Consider the following 21,271-nt stretch of genomic DNA (forward strand, 5'->3'; position numbering starts at 1 on the left):
GCTGTTTGAATGAAAAGAGGCATGTACAGATAATGGAATCAATAGCTCGATAGATAGCTAAAAATGATAGTCTAATAGTAAAAGGTGATATTAAATCAAGGGAAGTTCCGTTTATTAAAGTCTACCTATGAATACGAATCTATCATTTTTCCGTATTATTGTGGCAAAAATATAGATTTTAAAAGCGCTTTCTTAGATGTATAATGAAAATATCAAAATCAGGAGGACTTTAGATATGTCAACTTTTAAAGATGGATTTCTCTGGGGTGGAGCTGTTGCAGCACATCAACTGGAAGGTGGCTGGCAGGAAGGTGGAAAAGGTATCAGTGTGGCGGATGTTATGACCGCAGCTCGTCACGGAGTGCCCCGGGAAATCACGCCGGGCATACTAGAAGGCAAGTACTATCCTAACCATGAGGCCATTGATTTTTATCATCGTTACAAGGGAGATATTGCTCTTTTTGCAGAGATGGGCTTCAAGTGTTTCCGGACTTCTATTGCTTGGACGCGGATTTTCCCTAAAGGAGATGAAACAGAACCTAATGAAGCTGGCCTGCAATTTTATGACGACCTTTTTGACGAATGCCTCAAGTATGGTATTGAGCCTGTTATTACTTTGTCTCACTTTGAAATGCCTTATCATTTAGTAACCGAGTACGGTGGTTGGAAAAATCGTCAGGTGATTGACTTCTTTGTCCGCTTTGCAGAAGTTGTTTTTGAGCGTTATAAGGATAAAGTCAAATACTGGATGACTTTCAATGAAATCAACAACCAAGCTAATTATCAGGAAGATTTTGCCCCCTTTACCAACTCCGGGATTGTCTATAAAGAAGGCGATGATCGCGAAGCAATCATGTATCAGGCTGCTCACTATGAGTTAGTAGCTTCAGCACGAGCAGTTAAGGTTGGTCACGAAATCAATCCCGACTTCCAAATCGGTTGTATGATTGCCATGTGCCCTATTTATCCGTCTACTTGTAATCCAAAGGATATTCTTATGGCTATGAAGGCCATGCAGAAGCGTTATTATTTTGCAGATGTCCATGTCTTTGGTCGATATCCTGAGCATATTCTCAAATACTGGGAAAGAAAGGGTATCAAGGTGGACTTTAGCGAGCAGGATCAGGAAGACTTGCTGGCGGGCACTGTTGACTATATTGGCTTTAGCTACTACATGTCCTTTGCTATTGACTCCCATCGGGAAAATAATCCTTCCTTCGACTATATAGAGACTGAAGACTTGGTTAAAAATAACTTCGTTAAGGCTTCTGAATGGGAATGGCAGATTGACCCAGAAGGACTGCGTTATGCTCTCAATTGGTTTACGGATCATTATCACCTGCCGCTTTTCATTGTGGAAAATGGCTTTGGAGCTATTGACCAAGTGGAAGCAGACGGTATGGTACACGATGATTACCGGATTGACTATCTGGGTGCTCATATCCGCGAGATGAAAAAGGCCGTGGTAGAAGATGGTGTGGATCTCATGGGCTACACGCCTTGGGGCTGTATTGACCTAGTATCAGCAGGTACGGGTGAAATGCGCAAACGCTATGGATTTATCTATGTCGATAAGGATGACGATGGCAAGGGGAGTTATGAACGTTCACCGAAGAAGTCCTTTAACTGGTATAAGGAAGTCATCGCTTCAAACGGAGCAGCAGTAGACTAAATCGGAGATTATCATGAGTAAAAAAATAACCTATGTCATCAAATTTTCTAAGGGTGTGGCAGTACCGGATTTGGCTAGCAATCCAGCTATCACCCAGCATTTAACCATTAAGTTAAAAAATGCAGACGGTTTTGTCGTAGACAGTGACATCAATGATGTGAAGATTCGGGAGCTGATAATGGCTACTTTCAATCTAGAAAAGAAAGATGTAGTTGTCTTATCCAAATATCCAGGACTGGTAAATATTTTGTAATAGGAAGATGCATTTATCTTTCCATATGTAATAGAGCAAGTAAGAAAGAAACGAGGCTAGAGTTTTCTAGCTTCGTTTTTAGAAAGGGAGAAAATATGATTGGAACGATTGCTGCTATTTTAACAACCTTTGCCTTTTTGCCCCAGGTTTTCAAAGTCATCAAGACCAAGGACACAGAGTCTATTGCGCTTGGCATGTATCTGATGCAAGTTGTTGGTATTGCTTTGTGGCTGTTTCATGGCTTAGTGATTGATGATTTACCTTTAATTATGGCCAATAGCATTTCGTTGATTTTATCGGGAACTATTCTCTGTTATAAGTTGAAATATAAGTAAAAAATACTAAGGAACTGTTTCCGTTTTACTACGGAAAAAAACCAGATGGAAGTTGTAATCGTTTTCATTTATAATGAGTTTATAAAATAAATTTTATTTATAAGGAGAAAATCTTATGGCTAAAGCATTGATTATCTGTGCAGCAGGTATGTCATCTTCTTTGATGGCAAAGAAAACAACGGAATTTTTAAAGAGCAAAGGGCATGACATTGAAGTAGATGCTATTAGTGCGACAGAAGGTGGAAAAGCCATTGCTGCTGCTGAATTTGATCTTTATCTCATTAGCCCTCAAACAAAAATGTATTTCAAGCAATTTGAGGATGCTGGAGCAAAAGTCGGCAAACCTATTGTACAAATTCCTCCGCAAGCCTACATTCCTATTCCAATGGGAATTGAAAAAATGGCAAACCTCATCTTGGAAAAGATTTAAATTTTCAGCTCAAAAAGGGTAAAATAGTTCTTATAAATGCGGAAGGAGAACTGTATTGCTACATCAGAAAGAAAAATTGATTCTTCAATCTTTGTTAGAAAATAAAGATCATTATATTACAAGTAAGGAATTAGCTAGTCAGCTTTCTTGCTCTGATCGTACGATAAGAACTTACCTGAAATCATTGATGGATTGGAAGCCTGATGAAACTGGCTGGAAGATTACAGCCAAGCAAGGTTATGGTTATCGACTTGAACTTCAAGATAAAGCTCTCTATCGAAACTTTATAAAAACAGAATTTTTTACAGAGCAAAACTCTGCTAAGACTGAAAATATAGAGGATCGTTACAATTACATTTTAAATAAATTGCTCTTTGAGCAGGAAAAACTTTATTTTGATGACTTAGCAGAAGAGCTGTTTGTCAGTCGTTCAACCTTGTCAGCAGATTTCAAGAAAATCAGACAAGACTTGGTAAAGTATGATTTACAAATCGAGAGCAAAGCCAATCGTGGTGTTTATGTAAAAGGCAGCGAACGCAATAAACGACGTTTTATCATGGATTACTTTTTTCGAGGTAATTTCTTTCAAAGTTTGCACAATTACATTAACATTGAAGTTCCAGGACTGCAAATCAGCTTAGAAGAATTGACGATTATTGTATTGGACGAATGTCGTGAAGGTCACTTAAAGTTGTCAGATTTTGTGATTCAAAATTTGGTCATTCATATTGCCTTATCGTTTAAAAGGATTGCAGAAGGCTTCCAAATTAGCAAGATTGAAGACTGGGAACAAGGTAATTATCTGGCAGAACGAAAGATTGCTGAGAAAATTTTACACAGAGTGTATTTGGCAACTGGGCTGGAATTTCCCAAAGAAGAAGTAGACTATATCACGCTCCATTTGATTTCAAAAGCTTCTTGTCAAGAAAGCCAGAATACCAAAATAGACACCAATCAAGAAATTCGCAAGCAGCTACTAGAGGCGTTAGAGCAAGTCGAGCATGTCAAGGATTATCAATTTCAGCATGATTTTCAATTAGTTGAAGGAGTTGTTGCTCATTTATCTACTTTCTATGTGCGTTTGCAAAATCATGTGAGACTTGAAAATCCTCTTTTGAAGGATATTCAACAGCAAGCACCAGCTGTTTTGAAGATGACAAGAGAAATTTTGCAGGAAATGCCAATCTTTTCTAAGGAAAATTTATCAGATGATGAAGTGGCTTATGTAGCACTACATTTTATGGCTGCTTTAGAGCGATTAAAGGAAAAGCAAAAGTTTAATATTTTAGTCATTTGTGCTACAGGTTATGGATCGGCACAAATGCTAAAAAATCGGATTGATAATGAGTTAGGAAATTTAGTTCACATTGTGGATGTGATTGGTTATTATGAGTTGGATGATGAACGTTTGAAAGGCATTGATTTTATTATTTCATCGATTGATTTGTCAAACTTAGTCTTTAGTGTTCCCGTTTTCACTGTTAGTATCTTTTTAAATACTGAGGACTTGAAATACATGAAGCAAAAAATAGCTAAGTTAAAGCCGATTGGAACCTGTTTGCCAGTTAAAGCGATGATAACATTTGATAAAGATAGTGAAAGGATTTTTGATGAATATTTTTCTCCATCTTGTTTTATTCTAACGCAAGATGTGACAAAAGAACAAGTTTTGCAAGAGTTATTAACAAAAATGGAGCGAGGAGAAGACAAGGATTTTGTCACACACATGCAAAAATTAATCAAGCAACGTGAACTGATGAGTTCAGTCGTTTTTTCGGAACAAGTTGCGGTGCCTCATCCAATTAAGCCCATTGCAAAAAATCATAAAATTGGTGTTGCTATTGTGAAAAATGGCGTGCGGTGGAATGACGAAAGTTCTAAAATTCAACTCATTTTTCTTCCTTCTCCTTCCATTTATGGAAATGAAGAAATGGCAACGTTAACATCAAAAATTGTTGACTTGTTAGAGCAATCTGACTTGCAAGCAAAGATATTGCGTTGTCAGTCGTTTACAGAATTTAAAGCATTATTTTTGAACATAAAGTAAAGGAGATTATCTATGAATCAGGAAGAATTACAAGTTGCAGCTTTTGAAATTATCCTGCATAGTGGTTCAGCAAGAACAACAGTTCATGAAGCATTTGCAGATATGCGCGAAGGGCATTATGATGAAGCGGCTGAAAAGTTAGAAGCTGCCAATGCAGAGCTATTGGAAGCTCATCATGCACAAACAAATTTGCTACAAGAATACGCAAGTGGAACGGAAATCAAAATTGAAATTATCATGGTGCATGCTCAGGATCATTTGATGACAACTATGACCTTGCGTGAGGTAGCACTTGAAATGCTCAACCTTTATCGGAAGATTGAAAAGTAAAAAAGGAATGAAAGGGGAAAACATGACTGAAAAAGAGAAACAAGAATTGGAAGTAAGACGAAAAGAAGCAGCAATAAAAAATATGTATTATACGCGCTACTTTTCAGTCCGTTATGCAACAACATTTTTCTTCTTTGTCAATCTTTATTGGGTATTAATGTTGTATCTTTCAAAGGCTGGTTTGGTTTTGCTATTGCCCTTGTTGCTAGCAGTTCTCGCGACGTTGGCAATGTGGGAACAAACAAGAATGTATACTATTCATCAAAAAGAAGCGATATTAACGCGGTTCTTTTACAATGTTTCTATTTTAGCAAATGTTTTGTTGCTGATAATTGTTTTTGTGGGACAGTATCATCTCCTCTTCCCATTTTTCTCGATTAGTACAACCACTATAAGCGTTTTAACGGTTATACTTTCCTTGGGGTTCCTTTTAGCTATTCTTATGTTAAGAAAATTAAGTCGGATTCATCACCATACAGATAAGCAATATAAGCGTATTCAAGAATATATTGCAACTGTTCAACGTTAGTTTATAAAGTATATTTCAAACATCATAGGAGGATATATTATGAATAAACTGTTTGAATTTCTAGAAAAATACCTCATGGGACCAATGGGGAAAGTTTCAACATGGCGCCCAGTGCGTGCTATTGTCGCTGCTGGAATGGCCAGTATCCCCTTCACAATCGTAGGTTCTGCCTTCTTGGTCCTTAGTGTTATACCGCAGGCCTTTAATATTCAGTTTATTGTTGATTTGTGGGGAAATTCCTTTGATAAGATTCAAGCTCTCTACTTGTTAGCTTATAAATGTACAATGGGAATTTTGTCTCTCTATTTTGCCGTTGTTATTGGATATGAATACACAAAGATCTACGTTGAAGAAGAAGGGCTTAACCTCAATCCACTTAACGGTGGTTTGTTAGCAGTATTTGCTTACTTTTTGACTATTCCTGAATTAACGTATTCAAAAGGAATGATTTCAGCTGTTACAGGAAAAACAACAATTGGCGGCTGGACTATTGGTGGAGATAGTTTGACACGTCTATCTACATCAGGTATGTTTACTGCAATTTTGATGTCAATTCTTGCTGTGCAATTGTATCGCCTTTGTGTGAAGAAGAATTGGGTCATCAAGATGCCAGAAGCTGTTCCAGAAGGAGTTGCTCGTTCATTTACAGCTCTTATTCCAGGCTTTGTCATTGCATTTGCAGTACTCTTCATTAACGGTATCTTTATCCTATTTGGTACAGATATTTATAAAGTTATTGCAATTCCGTTTGCCTTTGTTAGCCATATCACTAATACATGGCTAGGTATCGTTGTGATTTACTTATTGGTTCATGCTCTTTGGATTGTCGGTATTCACGGTGCTAATATCGTTATGGGACTGGTTAGTCCAATCTTGCTTGCTAATATGGTACAAAACGTTGACGGCAAATTCATTGCTTATGCAGGTGAATTTACCAACTCTTATGTAACAATCGGTGGTTCTGGTGCGACCTTATTGCTTTGCTTCTATATTGCTTTCCGTGCGAAGTCAGATCAATTACGTATGCTTGGAAAAGCAGCTATGGGTCCAGCTATTTTCAACATCAACGAACCCCTTATCTTTGGTCTACCAATTGTGTATAATCCAATGTTGACCATTCCGTTTATTTTGGCTCCAATCGTCTCTGCTTCGATTGGTTACTGGTCTGTTCAACTTGGACTAGCTGGTAAAGCGATTGCCCAAACACCATGGCCAACACCTATTGGTATTGGAGCTTACGTTGGTTCAGGTGGTAATATTGGTGCCTTTGTAGTTGCACTTATCTGTGCTCTGGCTGCCTTTGTAATTTGGTATCCATTTATTAAGATGTATGATACTAAGTTGTACAAAGAAGAAATGAACAGTGCTGAAGCGATTCAATAAATTTGTTTCCCTTTATAAAAGATTTGAGAAACTTTTTCGGAAGTTTCTCTTTTTTGCGAATAATTTCAGTAAAAGGAGAAAATAATCTATGTTAATAGCTTGTCAGGAAAATGGGAACCTACTAAATGCTGTGGAAGATACGGTAAATCCGCTGGATAAATTTCTCTGTCCAGCTTGTTTGGAGGCGGTCCGTTTTAAAAAAGGAAGAATCATGCGACCGCATTTTGCTCATATTTCTTTAAAAGACTGTCATTTTTATACGGAAAATGAAAGCGCAGAACACTTGAATTTGAAAGCTGCCTTGTTTACTTGGGCCAGAAAGTCTAATCATGCAGTTCAAGTGGAAGCGTATTTACCTAAATTGCAACAAATTGCAGATCTGTTAGTAGAGAAACAGATTGCGCTTGAAGTTCAATGCAGTTCACTGAGTCAAAAGCGCTTAAAAGAGCGTACAGACAGTTATCATCAACATGGTTATCATGTTCTTTGGCTATTAGGAAAGAAACTTTGGCTGAAAGATTCTTTAACTAATTTGCAAAAAAATTTTCTCTATTTCAGTCAAAATATGGGCTTTTATTTATGGGAATTGGATGATAAAAAGCAGGAGCTTCGGCTCAAGTATCTGATTCACGAAGATTTGCATGGCCGAGCTCAATATAAGGTCCAGTCTTTTCCTTTTGGTCAGGGCAGCCTTTTGACTGTTCTGCGAACGCCCTTTCAACGGCAGGAGATGACCAGTTTTCTAGCGAAAGAGGATAAAAATATTTGCCGTTATGTTCGTCAACAGCTCTATTATCAACAACCTAAATGGATGAAATTACAGGCAGAACTGTATCAAGCAGGTGATAATTTATTAACCAAAACGGCTAGTGACTTTTATCCGCAGGTTCATCCGGTTTGTGCCAGCTCTTTCTGTCAAATTTTTCAAGATCTGACTCCTTATTATCAGCAATTTTCAGCTTATTATAAAAAAGCAAAAAATAAAAATCTCCAAGTGCTCTATCCGCCAATTTTTTATGCAAAGATTTTTGGTAGTATTTATGATAGAATAGGAAAGACGGAGGAAATTTTATGGCAAAACAAAGAAATGAAATTGAAGAAAAATATACTTGGGATTTAACAACGGTTTTCCCAACGGATGAAGCGTTTGAAATGGAATTAGCACAAGTTTCAAAGGAATTAAAAGAAGCTAGTCATTTAGCAGGTCATCTTTTGGATTCAGCTGATAGCCTTTTAAAAACGACAGCCATCCAAATGGATTTAATGCGTCGCATTGAAAAGCTCTATTCCTATGCTCACATGAAAAATGACCAAGATACGCGTGTGGCAAAATATCAAGAGTATCAAGCTAAGGGCATGGCTATTTATAGCGAGTTCGGGCAGGTGTTTGCTTTCTATGAGCCAGAATTTATGGCAATTACAGATGAACAGTATCAGGCTTTCTTAGCTGAAAAACCTGAATTGCAAGTCTATCAGCACTTCTTTGACAAGTTATTGCAAAAGAAACCTCACATCCTTTCTCAACGTGAGGAAGAATTGTTGGCAGGTGCTGGTGAAATTTTTAGTGCTGCTGGTGATACTTTTGGAATTTTGGATAATGCTGATATCGTCTTTCCAATTGTACATGACGAAGAAGGCAATGAAGTACAATTAACGCATGGAAATTACATTAGCTTAGTGGAGGCAAAAAATCGTACAGTCCGTAAGGAAGCTTATGAAGCACTTTATAGTGTTTATGAGCAATATCAACATACTTATGCTAAGACACTTCAAACAAATGTTAAAGTGCATAATTATAATGCAAAAGTACGTAAGTTTTCTTCAGCACGCGAAGCAGCCTTGTCTGCTAACTTTATTCCAGAAAGTGTTTATGAGAGTTTGGTGTCTGCAGTCAACAAACATTTACCACTCTTACATCGCTATGTTCAGTTACGAGCTAAGATTTTAGGCATTTCAGATCTCAAGATGTATGACGTTTATACACCGCTATCAGAGGTAGATTATAAATTTACCTATGAAGCAGCTTTGACGAAAGCGGAAGAAGTTTTAGCAATTCTTGGAGATGATTATCTTAACCGAGTGAAAAAAGCCTTTTCAGAGCGTTGGATTGATGTTTGTGAGAATCAAGGTAAACGGTCAGGAGCTTATTCTGGCGGCTCTTACGATACTAATGCTTTTATGTTGCTGAATTGGCAAGATACCTTAGATAATCTCTTCACCTTGGTTCATGAAACGGGTCATAGTATGCATTCTAGCTATACTCGTGAAACACAGCCTTATGTTTATGGTGATTATTCTATTTTCTTAGCTGAGATTGCTTCTACTACCAATGAAAATATACTGACGGAGAAATTATTGGAAGAAGTAGATGACGATCAAACTCGTTTTGCGATTCTGAATCATTTCTTGGATGGCTTCCGCGGAACTGTTTTCCGCCAAACTCAATTTGCTGAGTTTGAGCATGCTATCCATAAGGCTGATCAAGAAGGTCAGGTCTTAACTAGTGAATTTTTGAATGATTTATACGCAGATTTGAATGAAAAATATTATGGCTTGACGAAAGAAGATAATCCACAAATTCAATATGAATGGGCACGGATTCCGCATTTTTACTATGACTATTATGTATTTCAATATGCGACTGGTTTTTCAGCAGCATCTGCTTTAGCTGATAAAATTGTCAATGGAACACAAGAAGATAAAGAGAAATATCTCCATTATCTCAAAGCAGGAAATTCTGATTATCCGCTGAATGTCATTAAAAAAGCTGGTGTTGATATGGAAAAAGAAGACTATCTCAATGCTGCCTTTGCAGTCTTTGAACGTCGTCTTGATGAATTTGAAGCACTTGTAGAAAAGTTAGGCTTGGCATAAAATGGTTGAATCCTATAGTAAAAATGCTAATCACAATATGCGTCGCCCCGTTGTCAAGGAAGAAATAGTTGATTTTATGCGGACACGGCAAAAACGAGTTTCGGGCTCTTTAGAAGAGCTCGAAAATTTTGCTCATGCAGAAAATATTCCCATTATTCCTCACGAAACAGTTGCATATTTTCGTTTTTTGTTAGAAACGTTACAACCTGAAAAAATTTTGGAAATTGGGACAGCCATTGGTTTTTCAGCGCTCTTAATGGCAGAACATGCACCACATGCGCAAATTACAACGATTGATCGCAATCCAGAAATGATTGCTCTTGCCAAAGCGAATTTTACCAAATTTGATAAGCGCAAACAAATCACATTGCTTGAAGGAGACGCAATGGATCTTCTTCCTGGTTTGAAAGATCGCTTTGACTTTGTCTTTATGGACTCTGCCAAGTCCAAGTATGTCGTCTTTCTGCCGGAAGTTCTTAGATGTCTTGCTTCAGGAGGGCTTATCATTATAGATGATGTTTTTCAAGGTGGAGATGTCGCAAAGGAGATAGGTGAAGTGCGCCGAGGCCAACGAACAATTTATAGAGGGTTACATCAATTGTTTGATAAAACGTTGGATCAATCTGAAATAACCTCAGCCTTGTTACCGCTTGGCGACGGTATTCTTATGATTAGAAAAAAATGAGATTCTTAATATTTTCCTAAACTTTCAAAGTTTTTAGGAAAATTTAAGATATCAAATCTATTTTATGGTACAATAAGAAGGTGAATTAAAAAAAGGAGTATTCATAATGAAGAAAAAATTTCTAGCAGGAGCTATTACGCTTTTGTCGGTTGTAACGTTAGCAGCATGTTCACAAGCAGGTGGAAAAGATATTATCACGATGAAGGGGAGTACGATTACTGTTAGTGATTTTTACAACAAAGTGAAAAATAATGCAGCGGCTCAACAAGTGCTTCTAAATATGACAATCAAAAATGTTTTTGAAAAAAAATATGGTAAGAATGTCACAGAGAAAGAAGTTACTGAAACATTTAATAAAACTAAGAGTAGTTATGGGAATGCTTTTGCACAAGCATTGGCAAGAGCAGGATTGACAGAAGAGACTTACCGTGAACAAATTAAAACGAACAAATTAGTAGAATATGCGGTTAAAAAAGAAGCTGAAAAAAGCTTAACTGATGCTAACTATAAGAAAGCTTATGAGAGCTATACACCAGAAGTAACTGCTCAAATCATTAAAGTCAACAATCAAAATAAAGCAAAAGAACTTTTAGCAAAAGCAAAAGCTGAGGGTGCAGACTTTGGTAAATTAGCTAAAGAAAACTCCACTGATACAAAAACAAAAAATAAAGGTGGCGAAGTCAAGTTTGATTCAACTTCAACAGAAGTACCAACTGCGGTCCAAAAAGCAGCTTTTGCGCTTGAAGCAAATGGAATTTCTGAGGTTGTGACAGTTAAGACATCTGCGACTTCTACAAGTTATTATATTGTGAAAGTTAATAGCAAAAAGAAAAAATCTGATAATTGGAAAGATTATAAGACCCAATTGAAGAAGATGGTATTAGGTCAAAAGCAAAATGATCGTACGTTTATCCAAAAAGTTGTTGCCAAAGAATTGCAAGCGGCTAATATTAAAGTAAAAGATCAAGCTTTCCAAAATCTATTCTCACAATATGTTAAGTCAGATAACAAATCAACATCTAGCTCGTCATCTTCATCAAAATAAGTTGACGAAATGCTCATAAGTGAGTATAATAGGACTATTGAGAATTGATTTTTGCTCTCTTAGCACAGAGAATTGGCGGTGCTGCAAGCCATGTAAGAACGGAAATCATGCTACTCAAATAAAAAATTGCATACATAAATGAGAATGGCAAGTTCATTGAATGAAGGTGGTACCGCGGTTTTTCGCCCTTCGTCTAGTGGACTTGTCTTTTTGTGAGGAATGTCATGAAGACCTATCTTGTAAAACAGAAATTTCACTTTGGTGGTGAAAAGTTTGATATCAAAGATGATCGAGGAAACGTTGATTATCAAGTGGAAGGAAGCTTTTTAAAAATTCCAAAAACCTTTACAGTTTATGACTACAAAGGTGAATTAGTTAGTCAGATTAGTAAAAAAACACTTACAATTTTACCTCAATTTGAGATTCAATTACGCAATGGTTCGAATGTTTATATTCGTAAAAAATTTACCTTTTTACGAGATAAATATGAATTTGATAACTTAGGTTTGCGCGTGGAAGGCAATATCTGGGATTTGGAATTTCGTTTGCTAGATGATCAGGGACAAGTAATTGCAGAGATTTCAAAAAAACTTCTATACCTAATGTCCACTTATCAAGTCGTGATTCATGAAGATACTTACGCTGATTTAGTTATCTCTTTGTGTGTGGCTATTGACTATGTAGAGGCACTCGAAAATAGCTCTTCGTAGCTAATAGGAAAATCATCTAAAGAAAAGTTTTAAGGAGAAGAAAAAATGAAACAATTATCGAGCGCTCAAGTACGCCAAATGTGGTTAGATTTTTGGGCTTCAAAAGGGCATGCTATAGAACCGTCTGTTAGTTTAGTGCCAGTCAATGACCCAACCTTGCTGTGGATTAACTCTGGTGTAGCAACGTTAAAAAAATATTTTGATGGTACTATTATTCCAGAAAATCCACGAATTACAAATGCGCAGAAGGCGATTCGGACGAATGATATTGAAAATGTCGGAAAAACAGCGCGGCACCATACCATGTTTGAAATGTTAGGGAATTTTTCTATTGGTGATTATTTCCGTGATGAAGCAATTGAGTGGGCCTTTGAACTCTTGACCAGCCCTGAATGGTTTGATTTCCCGAAAGATAAGCTCTATATGACTTATTATCCGGACGATCATGATTCTTACAATCGCTGGATTTCAGTTGGTGTAGATCCAAGTCATTTGATTCCAATTGAGGATAATTTCTGGGAAATTGGGGCAGGACCTTCTGGGCCCGATACAGAAATTTTCTTTGACCGTGGAGAAGCATTTGATCCTGAACATCAAGGACTTCGTTTACTTGCAGAAGATATTGAAAATGATCGTTACATTGAAATTTGGAATATTGTTTTGTCTCAATTCAATGCAGATCCATCTATCCCACGAAGTGAATATAAGGAGCTACCTCACAAAAATATTGATACAGGTGCAGGTTTAGAGCGTTTAGTGGCGGTTATCCAAGGGGCAAAAACAAATTTTGAAACAGACCTCTTTATGCCAATTATCTGCGAAGTAGAAAAATTATCCGGTAAGAATTATAATCCAGACGGAGATAATATGAGCTTCAAGGTCATTGCAGACCATATCCGTTCTTTGTCATTTGCTATTGGGGATGGTGCTCTTCCAGGAAATGAAGGACGTGGCTATGTTTTGCGCCGCTTGCTCCGCCGAGCTTCTATGCATGGTCAAAAATTAGGAATCAATGAGCCTTTCCTTTACAAACTCGTTCCAACAGTTGGGAAAATTATGGAAAGTTATTATCCAGAAGTGCTTGAAAAGCAAGATTTCATCGAAAAAATTGTCAAAAGTGAAGAAGAATCATTTGCTCGTACACTGCATTCAGGTCAACACTTTGCACAAAGTATTGTAAAGGAACTAAAAACAAAAGGACAGTCTGTTATTTCAGGAACTGATGTCTTTAAACTTTATGATACCTATGGTTTCCCAGTAGAATTGACCCAAGAAATCGCTGAAGAAGCAGATATGACAGTAGATCGTGAAGGTTTTGAAGCTGCTATGAAAGAGCAGCAAGAACGAGCGCGGGCTAGCGTTGTTAAAGGTGGCTCTATGGGCATGCAAAATGAAACCTTGCAAAACATCACAGCTGAAAGCCACTTTAATTATGAAAAAGAAACCTTATCCGCAAATTTGGTTGCGATTGTGGCAGCTGACGAAGAAGTTGAAGAAGTTTCAACTGGGAAGGCTTATCTTGTTTTTTCAGAGACGCCTTTTTATGCTGAAATGGGGGGACAAGTGGCAGACCATGGACACATTTTTGACTCTGAAGGTCAACTCGTTGCCCAAGTTGTAGATGTTCAAAAAGCCCCAAATGGCCAACCGCTCCATACGGTAGAAGTGCTAGGACCACTCATGTTAGGCCATGAGTATAAACTTGAAATTGACCACGATCGTCGTCACCGTGTGATGAAGAATCATACTGCAACACACCTACTTCATGCGGCTCTTCATCATGTCTTAGGTAAACATGCAACGCAAGCAGGCTCTCTCAATGAAGTTGAATTTCTTCGATTTGACTTCACTCATTTCCAAGCAGTTACAGCAGAAGAGCTACGTCGCATTGAGCAAGAAGTTAATGAAAAAATTTGGGAAGCGATTGACATTAAAACTATTGAAACAGACATTGATACTGCTAAAGAAATGGGTGCGATGGCTCTCTTTGGAGAAAAATACGGAAAAGAAGTTCGTGTGGTGACAATTGGAGATTACTCTATTGAGTTGTGCGGTGGTACTCACATGAAAAATACTTCTGAAATTGGTCTTTTCAAGATTATCAAAGAAGAAGGAATCGGCTCAGGAACTCGTCGCATTCTCGCTGTGACAAGTAAAGAAGCATTTGAAGCTTATCGTGAGGAAGAAGACACTTTGAAAGCTATTGCAACGGTATTAAAAGTCCCACAAATGAAAGAGATTTCGCGTAAAGTTGAAGCTTTACAAGACCAACTTCGCCAATTACAAAAAGAGAATGCAGAACTTAAAGAAAAGGCAGCGGCAGCAGCTTCAGGTGAAATTTTCAAGAACGTTCACGAAGTTAACGGATGTAGCTTTATTGCCAGTCAAGTTTCTGTATCCGATTCTGGAGCCCTTCGTACGTTTGCCGATACTTGGAAACAAAAAGACTATTCAGATGTCCTTGTCCTTGTGGCAGCTATTGGTGAGAAAGTCAATGTCCTTGTAGCTAGCAAGACAAAGGAGATTCATGCTGGTAACTTAATTAAAGAATTAGCACCAATTGTAGATGGTCGTGGTGGTGGTAAACCAGATATGGCTATGGCTGGCGGAAGCAACCAAGCAGCTATTCAAGAGTTACTAAAAGCCGTGCCAGAAAAATTGTAATGAAAAAAGCAATAACAAAAGATCGCAGGGATAAATCCTTGCGATTTTTTACTATTTTTAAATTTATAATTCAATCACTTTATCATAGCGCTTTAGAGTTTCATCTGAGTAATGATGAATGACTTCGATAACCGTTTGTGGAAGTGAAAATAAGACATCTTCGATTTCCTTTGCTGTTCGACTATCTAGATTTGATTTTACTTCATCTGCTAAAATAAAGTCTTTCTCATGATAAAGACTTCTAGCGATTTCTAATCGTTGTTTTTCGCCGCCGGATAAAGTTTGATTGCTGATTTTTTCTTTATCTTTTAGATGGAGAAGATGTACCTTGCTTAAAATCTCTTTCATCTTTTCAGAATGAAGGGGCTCACCTAAACTGATATTGTCAAAAAAGAAAGGTTATCAAAATAATGACTTTCTTGTAAAATGTAAGACCCGATTTGTTGTCTTGCTTCAGGGTTCAAATCTTTTCCATTAAAGGTAATTTCTCCAGAATCGGGTTTTAAAAAGCCAAATAGTAAATTTAATAAAGTCGTTTTTCCACTGCCACTTTCACCAATAATAGCAATTTTTTCTCCAGAATGAATGGTGAAAGAAAAATCAGAGAGGATGACTTTCCCTTGATGACTGAAAGAAACCCGTTCAAATTGGATTGGAAAACAATTCTTGATAACTACTTTTTCCTCACTGTTCTTACTTTCAGCTAAAAATTGGTATTTATCACAGAGGTTTTTACTGGATTTTCGTGTATTGATGAAATAAGATAGCTCTTGAAATTGATAACCGATATTGTAAGACACAAGGTAAATAGCGACAAAACTAGCTGGAGTTAGCTTACCATAATAAGTCATAAAACCGCCAATAATAATGGGAAAAACAGAGCAAAACACATCAATGGTATTGATTAGAATGTTGTTTATCGTTCTTTGTTTTTCAAACTGGACATTCTGCTTCATATTCTTAAATAATTTCTTTTGAAAAATCGTGTAAAAGAAAGTCTGGCTATGATAGTTTTTGATCACTCTAGAACCAGCTATAAATAGACAGCAGGGAGATGTAATCTTGATTGACCGCTGATTTTTTCTCGGATAGCCGATCTAGTTTTTTGGAGCCAATTCCACTGCATAGAGCTGGAATGGCATAGAAAATGATGAAAATGGCTCCTAACCAGAAGTTTGTCAATAAAGCATAAACGCTAGAGACGCAGGTGAAACCAAGAGAACCAATGATAATCAAAGTGGATTCTACATAATTTTCTTCTATCTGTTTCACATCATTTTCTAAATCGGAAAGAATGTCTTTATCTGACAGTTGATTGTCATAAAGAAAAGCCGCAAACATCTTTCCTTTTAGCTTCTTATTAAAGTCAGCAATGACCTTAGCATAGTAATAACGCTTTCCTGCTAAACCCAAGAGAATCAGGATATTTCCCAAAATTCCTAGTAGCAAGGTCTGCCAGAGAATCATTAAATTTTTCGCTTGAAAACTATCAATAATCATCCGAACGAGGGTAGGATTTAAGACCGACTCAACCCATGTCAGCGCGATAAACAGAAAGTAGATGACTAATAGCTTTTTTGAGATAAAGCGTTTAAGCATATCTGATAATCCTTATCTAAAATACTATATTAAAAAACTCTCAAACAACTTTTTGAGAGTTTTAAGAGCGTCTTAAAAGTTGTTTAAGAAGACGAAGAAGTTTAAATTTGAGTGGTTGTGGATAGTAGCGGAAAGTGCCCATTTTACGAACAATGTAGCCATTGAAGTTTTGTTTGAAACGGAGAACGCCGTCAGATCCGTCGAAAATTCCTGTAATACCAAGAAAATTGTAAAAAGGGATATTTCGCTTGATAGCTTCTTTCATGACATATTCTTGGAGAAGTGCTGGGGCGTAGAATTTGTTAAATTCAGGATAGGAACCACTAAAGAGGTAAGTCGCTTCCTGTGGTGTATAGATAAAGAGGCTGCCTGCAAGAACTTGGTCTTCTGTTCCATATTTATCTATCAATTCTTGCGCTTCGGCTTTGCGTGTTTCAAAACTTTCAAATTGGCTAGAGAATTCACGCAGTTGATTGTGCTTCTTCTCTGACTGAGGATTTTTTTCTAAATCCGCTTCTAATTTTTTGATCTTTTGTTCTAGCTTTTTTTGATCATTTTGCAGATGTTGCAAATAATCTTGAAAATTAAGCGTTGCAATCATGAAGTCCGCTTGATTGCCAAAAGCATCATAGAAATCTTGATAATAATCTAATGCTTTATCGCTATATTCACGACGTTCGGATGTGGCAGAAGTGATTTCCTTGAAAATATTTAATTCGTCTCTTTTCAGTTTTTTTAGTTGAATGCCGAAAGTATTCGCCTTTTTGACGGTTGATTTGCCATTTTTGCTGAAGGATTTAAGCAGATCCTTTTCAGTCAGTCTGGTTAAATCTTTGACATAGTGCCAATCAGGTTCGCCACCAGGATAGCCAGTCTGTAAGCCGTCAAATTCATAGCCCAAATCCGTCAATTCTTGTATCAACTCGGGTCTTTCTGGAGAGCTTGGCTGGCCATTGCTGTCAAATGTTTGATATGTTTCATAAGGTTTGACAATTAGCTCTAAAGCACCATTTTCTTTAGCGTAGGTCTTGAGTTCATGGTAGAAATGTTGCAGGTCATGAGGATTTGTTGAAACAGGGCCGCAATTTATTTCCATGTGAAGTCCACCTGTCATGGGCATACTGTAGAGTACAGCCGAAACAGTCACTTCGTCATGCTCATTTGTATATCCTACATATTGACAAGTAAAGCCGCGTTTTGATAAGAGCTTCTCCATTTCTACCGTCTGCATAAAAGAACGTTGAGCGCAAGAAGCGCTATGTTTTACAAATTCTTCCTGACGAAGTCGTTTAAATGTCATGTAATTCCTTTCTTAGTGTTTACTGCGGAATTTTTTTCTCAGAGTATAGGCGATATTTGATAAGTGATAGAGAGGGTTGGTTGGGAGATTAAATTCACCAGCGTATTCCTCAATAGTCGGGTTGAATTTAGACTTGAAGTGGTAAAGCCCGCCGTCTAAATCATTTTCAACACCGCCCATATTTTGCCAATTAGATCCGCGTTCAAAAGCGTGTTTAGCGGTTTCGTACCAAGTCAGGATAGCTGGTTGGTAGCGGCGGTATTCTTCGTCCATCCCAGCATAGATATTTTCAGAGGTAGTTCCATATTCGAGAACCAAAGTTCCAGATAGAGGCACTGTTATGGCTCCTTGAGTCATTTTTTCTGCTAAGAAGTCCATTTCTTCTTGCAGTCGTTTTTGTTCCTGCTTGTTGTTTTCAATTTTACCGGGCTTGGTTTTTTCAGTAAATTTGCTAGCTTCTTTTTCAGCTTTGGATTTTTGTACTTGGAGACTTTCTAGACGCTCGTTTAAATTAATACTTGCAAGTGTGATATAGGACTGCTCAGGGTAGGTATCCAGCAGTTTTTGATAATAGTCCTTCCCCCGCAAGTGAATACTCTTTCGATTCTCGGTTTTTTTCATCAAAGCAGAGAAATCGTCCAAAAGCTCTGAACCACCAAACTGGACTTGAATACCTTTGTTGCGAGCAGTGCGAATGGCTTGTCGTGTGCTTTTCGATAAAAGTTCTTCGCTGAAATTCTCCTTGTAAATATTTGCTTGAAAGCGTGGCTGAATGGTTTCATCCAATAATTCAGTACGTCCAAGCCAGATAGCACCTGCTTTTTGCAAGTTGTTAATCAAATCAAGAGTTTTTGGATTGTCCTGTCTCTCTTCCCCACTTTGATTTTGAACTAAGAAAAGACTAGGATCAAACTTGATAAAAAGAGCTTTTTTAGTTTTAGCAAATTTTTTCAAAGAAGTCAGAACAAAGTCTAGCAATTCCTGATCTTGATAGTCCATAATAGGGCCACGCGGAATATAGAGCATGGTCATACTGAGTGGCAGCGGCTTGATGAGAATGCTGGCCGAGGCTACTAATTGATTATTTTTGTAAAAACCAATTCGTTCATTGTCCCAGTTATCTTTAACCTTTGCCCAAGAAGCACTTTGAAGTAAGTTGGTTTGAGAACTGTGCTTAACAAAATCATCGTGTTCTTGAGCAGAGATTCCGATTTTATAAGTGTACATTAATTTAAAACCCACTCTCTAATAGCGTATGCGACGCCTGATTCGTCATTTGATTTGGTAATGTATTTGGCGATTTTTTTCAGTTCATCAGTTCCATTTTCCATTACAACAGGATTTCCCACGACTTCTAGCATAGAACGATCATTTTCTTCGTCACCAATCGCCATAGTTTCTTCTTTTGTCAATCCTAATTTTTCTGCTAGATGCACGACTGCAGCTCCTTTGTTGACTGTTTTTTTGACAATTTCTAAGTAAAAAGGTGCAGATTTTACGAGTGTGTATTTACCGTACAATTCTTTAGGAAGTTTCGTGATTGCTTGATCTAACGTTTCTGGTTCGTCGATATACATGATTTTGACGATTTCTTTGTCTATCATCTCTTCTGGGGTGCGATAGTAAACTGGCATATTGACCAGACCAGCTTCGTAAACAGTATATTTTCCAATATTACGGTTAGCAGTATAAATGCCGTCTTTAGTGATAGCGTGCATGTGAACTCCTAGCTTGTGGCTGAGGTATTCAATATCCAGATAATCATCATAAGACAAGGATTCTTTAATATATTCCTCTCCTGTGACTGTATCTTGAACCAACCCACCATTGAAAGTAATGACATAGTTTCCTGGCTCATTTAGATGCAACTCTTCAAGCAAATTCCTCACTCCTGGAATAGGACGTCCGGTTGCAATGACAATTTTTACCCCAGCATCTTTTGCATCTTGTATAGCAGAAAAGACTTCTGGAGTGATTTCTTTTTTGCCATTTAATAAGGTTCCGTCAATATCAACGGCGACTAGTTTAATACTCATGTTTGTGTGATTCTCCATATATGAATTGATCGTTTTTAATATACGACAAGAAAGTTTTGCTATTTTCACTAAAAAGTCCAGCATCTTTCAGCATTTCTTTTGGAAAATAAAAACGATTATCTCCATGTCTTGTTCCTGCTAGCGACTCAACAATAGGCGACAAAGTGGATAATTCAGCGAGACTGTTATCTTTTTGCACGATTTCAATCTGAGTTCGAGGTTTTTCGACATCTGGGCGATAAAAATCATAAGGTAGGTCAAAATTACGATGAATGGCCGTGTAGTAGTCGGGATCAAAACCAACACCTGCAACTAAATTCCGCATGATATTCAGCTGTTTTTCATTTTTTTCAGAGAAAATAATAGATTTAAAGACCTTACGGTTGATGAAACGCTGTGCTAAATCCGATAAAATCGTATCAGGACTACTCATCCAGACTTGAAAATAAGTGTTCATAACCCCGTCATCCAATGCTAAATAATCTTTCAAAGTCACTCTTTTTTCAAAGAAAGGAATAAGGTTAGGAGAAGAAAGCAAAAAATAGTCTTTCTGCTTTTCATAGAGAAATTTAGCTCGTTTGAGTAAATTCTGTAAGAGTACCTCCATCGCACGACTAGCAGGATGAAAATAAACTTGCATATACATTTGATAACGACTGACGACATAATCTTCTACAGCATGCATGCCGTTGCGCTTAAAAGCAATGCCATTTTCGACAGGGCAAATAACACGTAAAATTCGTGTCAAATCAAATCGTCCATAAGAAGCACCTGTGTAGTAAGAGTCTCGCAAGAGGTAATCCATACGATCCACATCAATCTGACTGGAAATGAGTTGCACCACCTGTTTGTTTGGATAGGTATGGTTGATAACACTGGCTACTTTTTCAGGAAAATCAGGCGCAACTTGAATCAGCACTTGGTTAATCTCTGTTTCAGGGTTTGTGATAATTTGACGTGTGATTTCCTCGTGATCAGTATCAAAGAGGTGCTCGAAAGTATGTGAATAAGCACCATGACCTACATCATGCAAGAGGGCAGTCGTCATGACTAGGAGACTCTCGTGTTGATCCCAAATTTCTGGGTATTTTTCGTCGAATATCTTTGTGATTCGACGTGCAATTTCATAAGCTCCAAGACAATGTGAAAAACGGCTGTGTTCACCGCCGTGAAAGGTATAACCGGAAGTTCCTAACTGTTTAATGCGGCGCAGTCGTTGAAATTCTTTGGTATTTATTAAATCATAGATAACTTGGTGATCTACATGGATGTAATTGTGCACGGGATCACGAAATACTTTTTCAATCATGGCTCTATTATACCATAAACAGAAGAAGACCACACTGAAAAAATTAAGGGAAAGACGAGAAGAAATCTTT

At 37.5% G+C, this 21,271-nt stretch carries 18 protein-coding genes and 1 pseudogene; 14 read left to right on the forward strand and 5 right to left on the reverse strand.

The annotated features are described in order from the left end of the window. The first annotated feature begins 235 nt into the window (after positions 1-235). The 14 genes from HMPREF1654_RS01395 to alaS all read left to right on the forward strand — a co-directional run bounded on the left by HMPREF1654_RS01395 (position 236) and on the right by alaS (position 14,957). Positions 236-1,672 (forward strand): 6-phospho-beta-glucosidase, encoded by a 1,437-nt coding sequence (locus tag HMPREF1654_RS01395; protein ID WP_004234034.1) that lies wholly within the window; start codon positions 236-238, stop codon positions 1,670-1,672. 13 nt (positions 1,673-1,685) lie between these two features. Next, positions 1,686-1,925 carry a hypothetical protein gene (locus HMPREF1654_RS01400; protein ID WP_003037516.1) on the forward strand — a complete coding sequence of 80 codons (240 nt, stop codon included), beginning with the start codon at positions 1,686-1,688 and terminating at the stop codon, positions 1,923-1,925. Positions 1,926-2,020: 95 nt separating this feature from the next. Continuing rightward, positions 2,021-2,260 carry a SemiSWEET transporter gene (locus tag HMPREF1654_RS01405; protein ID WP_004233846.1) on the forward strand — a complete coding sequence of 80 codons (240 nt, stop codon included), beginning with the start codon at positions 2,021-2,023 and terminating at the stop codon, positions 2,258-2,260. 115 nt (positions 2,261-2,375) lie between these two features. Beyond that, positions 2,376-2,690: a PTS cellobiose transporter subunit IIB gene (locus HMPREF1654_RS01410; protein ID WP_003073302.1), complete on the forward strand. Its 315-nt coding sequence runs from the start codon at positions 2,376-2,378 to the stop codon at positions 2,688-2,690. Between the two features lie 55 nt (positions 2,691-2,745). Further along, positions 2,746-4,737 (forward strand): BglG family transcription antiterminator, encoded by a 1,992-nt coding sequence (locus HMPREF1654_RS01415; RefSeq protein WP_016670357.1) that lies wholly within the window; start codon positions 2,746-2,748, stop codon positions 4,735-4,737. Positions 4,738-4,749: 12 nt separating this feature from the next. Further along, positions 4,750-5,067, forward strand: a complete 318-nt coding sequence (locus HMPREF1654_RS01420) for a PTS cellobiose transporter subunit IIA (RefSeq protein ID WP_003073299.1) — start codon at positions 4,750-4,752, stop codon at positions 5,065-5,067. Between the two features lie 22 nt (positions 5,068-5,089). Next, on the forward strand, positions 5,090-5,596 hold the full coding sequence (locus HMPREF1654_RS01425; protein ID WP_014829609.1) for a hypothetical protein: 507 nt from the start codon (positions 5,090-5,092) through the stop codon (positions 5,594-5,596). 39 nt (positions 5,597-5,635) lie between these two features. Continuing rightward, a complete protein-coding gene (gene celB, locus HMPREF1654_RS01430; protein WP_004233785.1) occupies positions 5,636-6,979 on the forward strand; it encodes a PTS cellobiose transporter subunit IIC in 1,344 nt (447 codons plus the stop codon). Between the two features lie 88 nt (positions 6,980-7,067). Further along, positions 7,068-8,099, forward strand: a complete 1,032-nt coding sequence (locus HMPREF1654_RS01435) for a competence protein CoiA (protein WP_004233761.1) — start codon at positions 7,068-7,070, stop codon at positions 8,097-8,099. Continuing rightward, positions 8,051-9,853 carry an oligoendopeptidase F gene (pepF, locus tag HMPREF1654_RS01440; protein WP_004233938.1) on the forward strand — a complete coding sequence of 601 codons (1,803 nt, stop codon included), beginning with the start codon at positions 8,051-8,053 and terminating at the stop codon, positions 9,851-9,853. The genes HMPREF1654_RS01435 and pepF overlap by 49 nt, the downstream gene beginning before the upstream one ends. A gap of 1 nt (position 9,854) precedes the next feature. Beyond that, the gene (locus tag HMPREF1654_RS01445; RefSeq protein ID WP_003073289.1) at positions 9,855-10,538 is read left to right on the forward strand and encodes an O-methyltransferase; all 684 of its coding nucleotides are present in this window, start codon (positions 9,855-9,857) and stop codon (positions 10,536-10,538) included. Positions 10,539-10,644: 106 nt separating this feature from the next. Next, positions 10,645-11,583 (forward strand): peptidylprolyl isomerase PrsA, encoded by a 939-nt coding sequence (gene prsA / locus HMPREF1654_RS01450; RefSeq protein ID WP_003073287.1) that lies wholly within the window; start codon positions 10,645-10,647, stop codon positions 11,581-11,583. A 224-nt stretch (positions 11,584-11,807) separates the two neighbouring features. Continuing rightward, positions 11,808-12,293 carry an LURP-one-related/scramblase family protein gene (locus HMPREF1654_RS01455; RefSeq protein ID WP_003073285.1) on the forward strand — a complete coding sequence of 162 codons (486 nt, stop codon included), beginning with the start codon at positions 11,808-11,810 and terminating at the stop codon, positions 12,291-12,293. A gap of 45 nt (positions 12,294-12,338) precedes the next feature. Further along, complete coding sequence (gene alaS / locus HMPREF1654_RS01460) at positions 12,339-14,957, forward strand: alanine--tRNA ligase (protein ID WP_004233720.1); 2,619 nt, start codon at positions 12,339-12,341, stop codon at positions 14,955-14,957. Between the two features lie 63 nt (positions 14,958-15,020). On the opposite strand, the pseudogene gggC reads toward alaS, so the two are convergent. The 5 genes and pseudogenes from gggC to HMPREF1654_RS01485 all read right to left on the reverse strand — a co-directional run bounded on the left by gggC (position 15,021) and on the right by HMPREF1654_RS01485 (position 21,201). Next, positions 15,021-16,556: pseudogene (gene gggC / locus HMPREF1654_RS01465) on the reverse strand (streptosactin export ABC transporter GggC). 61 nt (positions 16,557-16,617) lie between these two features. Further along, positions 16,618-17,856, reverse strand: coding sequence for an aminoacyltransferase (locus tag HMPREF1654_RS01470; RefSeq protein ID WP_004233827.1), 1,239 nt, complete (start codon positions 17,854-17,856; stop codon positions 16,618-16,620). A 12-nt stretch (positions 17,857-17,868) separates the two neighbouring features. Next, complete coding sequence (locus HMPREF1654_RS01475) at positions 17,869-19,083, reverse strand: aminoacyltransferase (protein ID WP_004234040.1); 1,215 nt, start codon at positions 19,081-19,083, stop codon at positions 17,869-17,871. Then, entirely contained in the window at positions 19,083-19,892 is an 810-nt protein-coding gene (yidA, locus tag HMPREF1654_RS01480; protein ID WP_004233778.1) for a sugar-phosphatase, read from the reverse strand. Before yidA ends, HMPREF1654_RS01475 begins: the two co-directional genes overlap by 1 nt. Then, on the reverse strand, positions 19,882-21,201 hold the full coding sequence (locus HMPREF1654_RS01485; protein ID WP_016670360.1) for an HD domain-containing protein: 1,320 nt from the start codon (positions 21,199-21,201) through the stop codon (positions 19,882-19,884). Before HMPREF1654_RS01485 ends, yidA begins: the two co-directional genes overlap by 11 nt. Positions 21,202-21,271 lie beyond the last annotated feature (70 nt).

Origin of the sequence: Streptococcus intermedius SK54 = ATCC 27335 (assembly GCF_000413475.1) — a bacterium.
GTDB lineage: Bacteria > Bacillota > Bacilli > Lactobacillales > Streptococcaceae > Streptococcus > Streptococcus intermedius.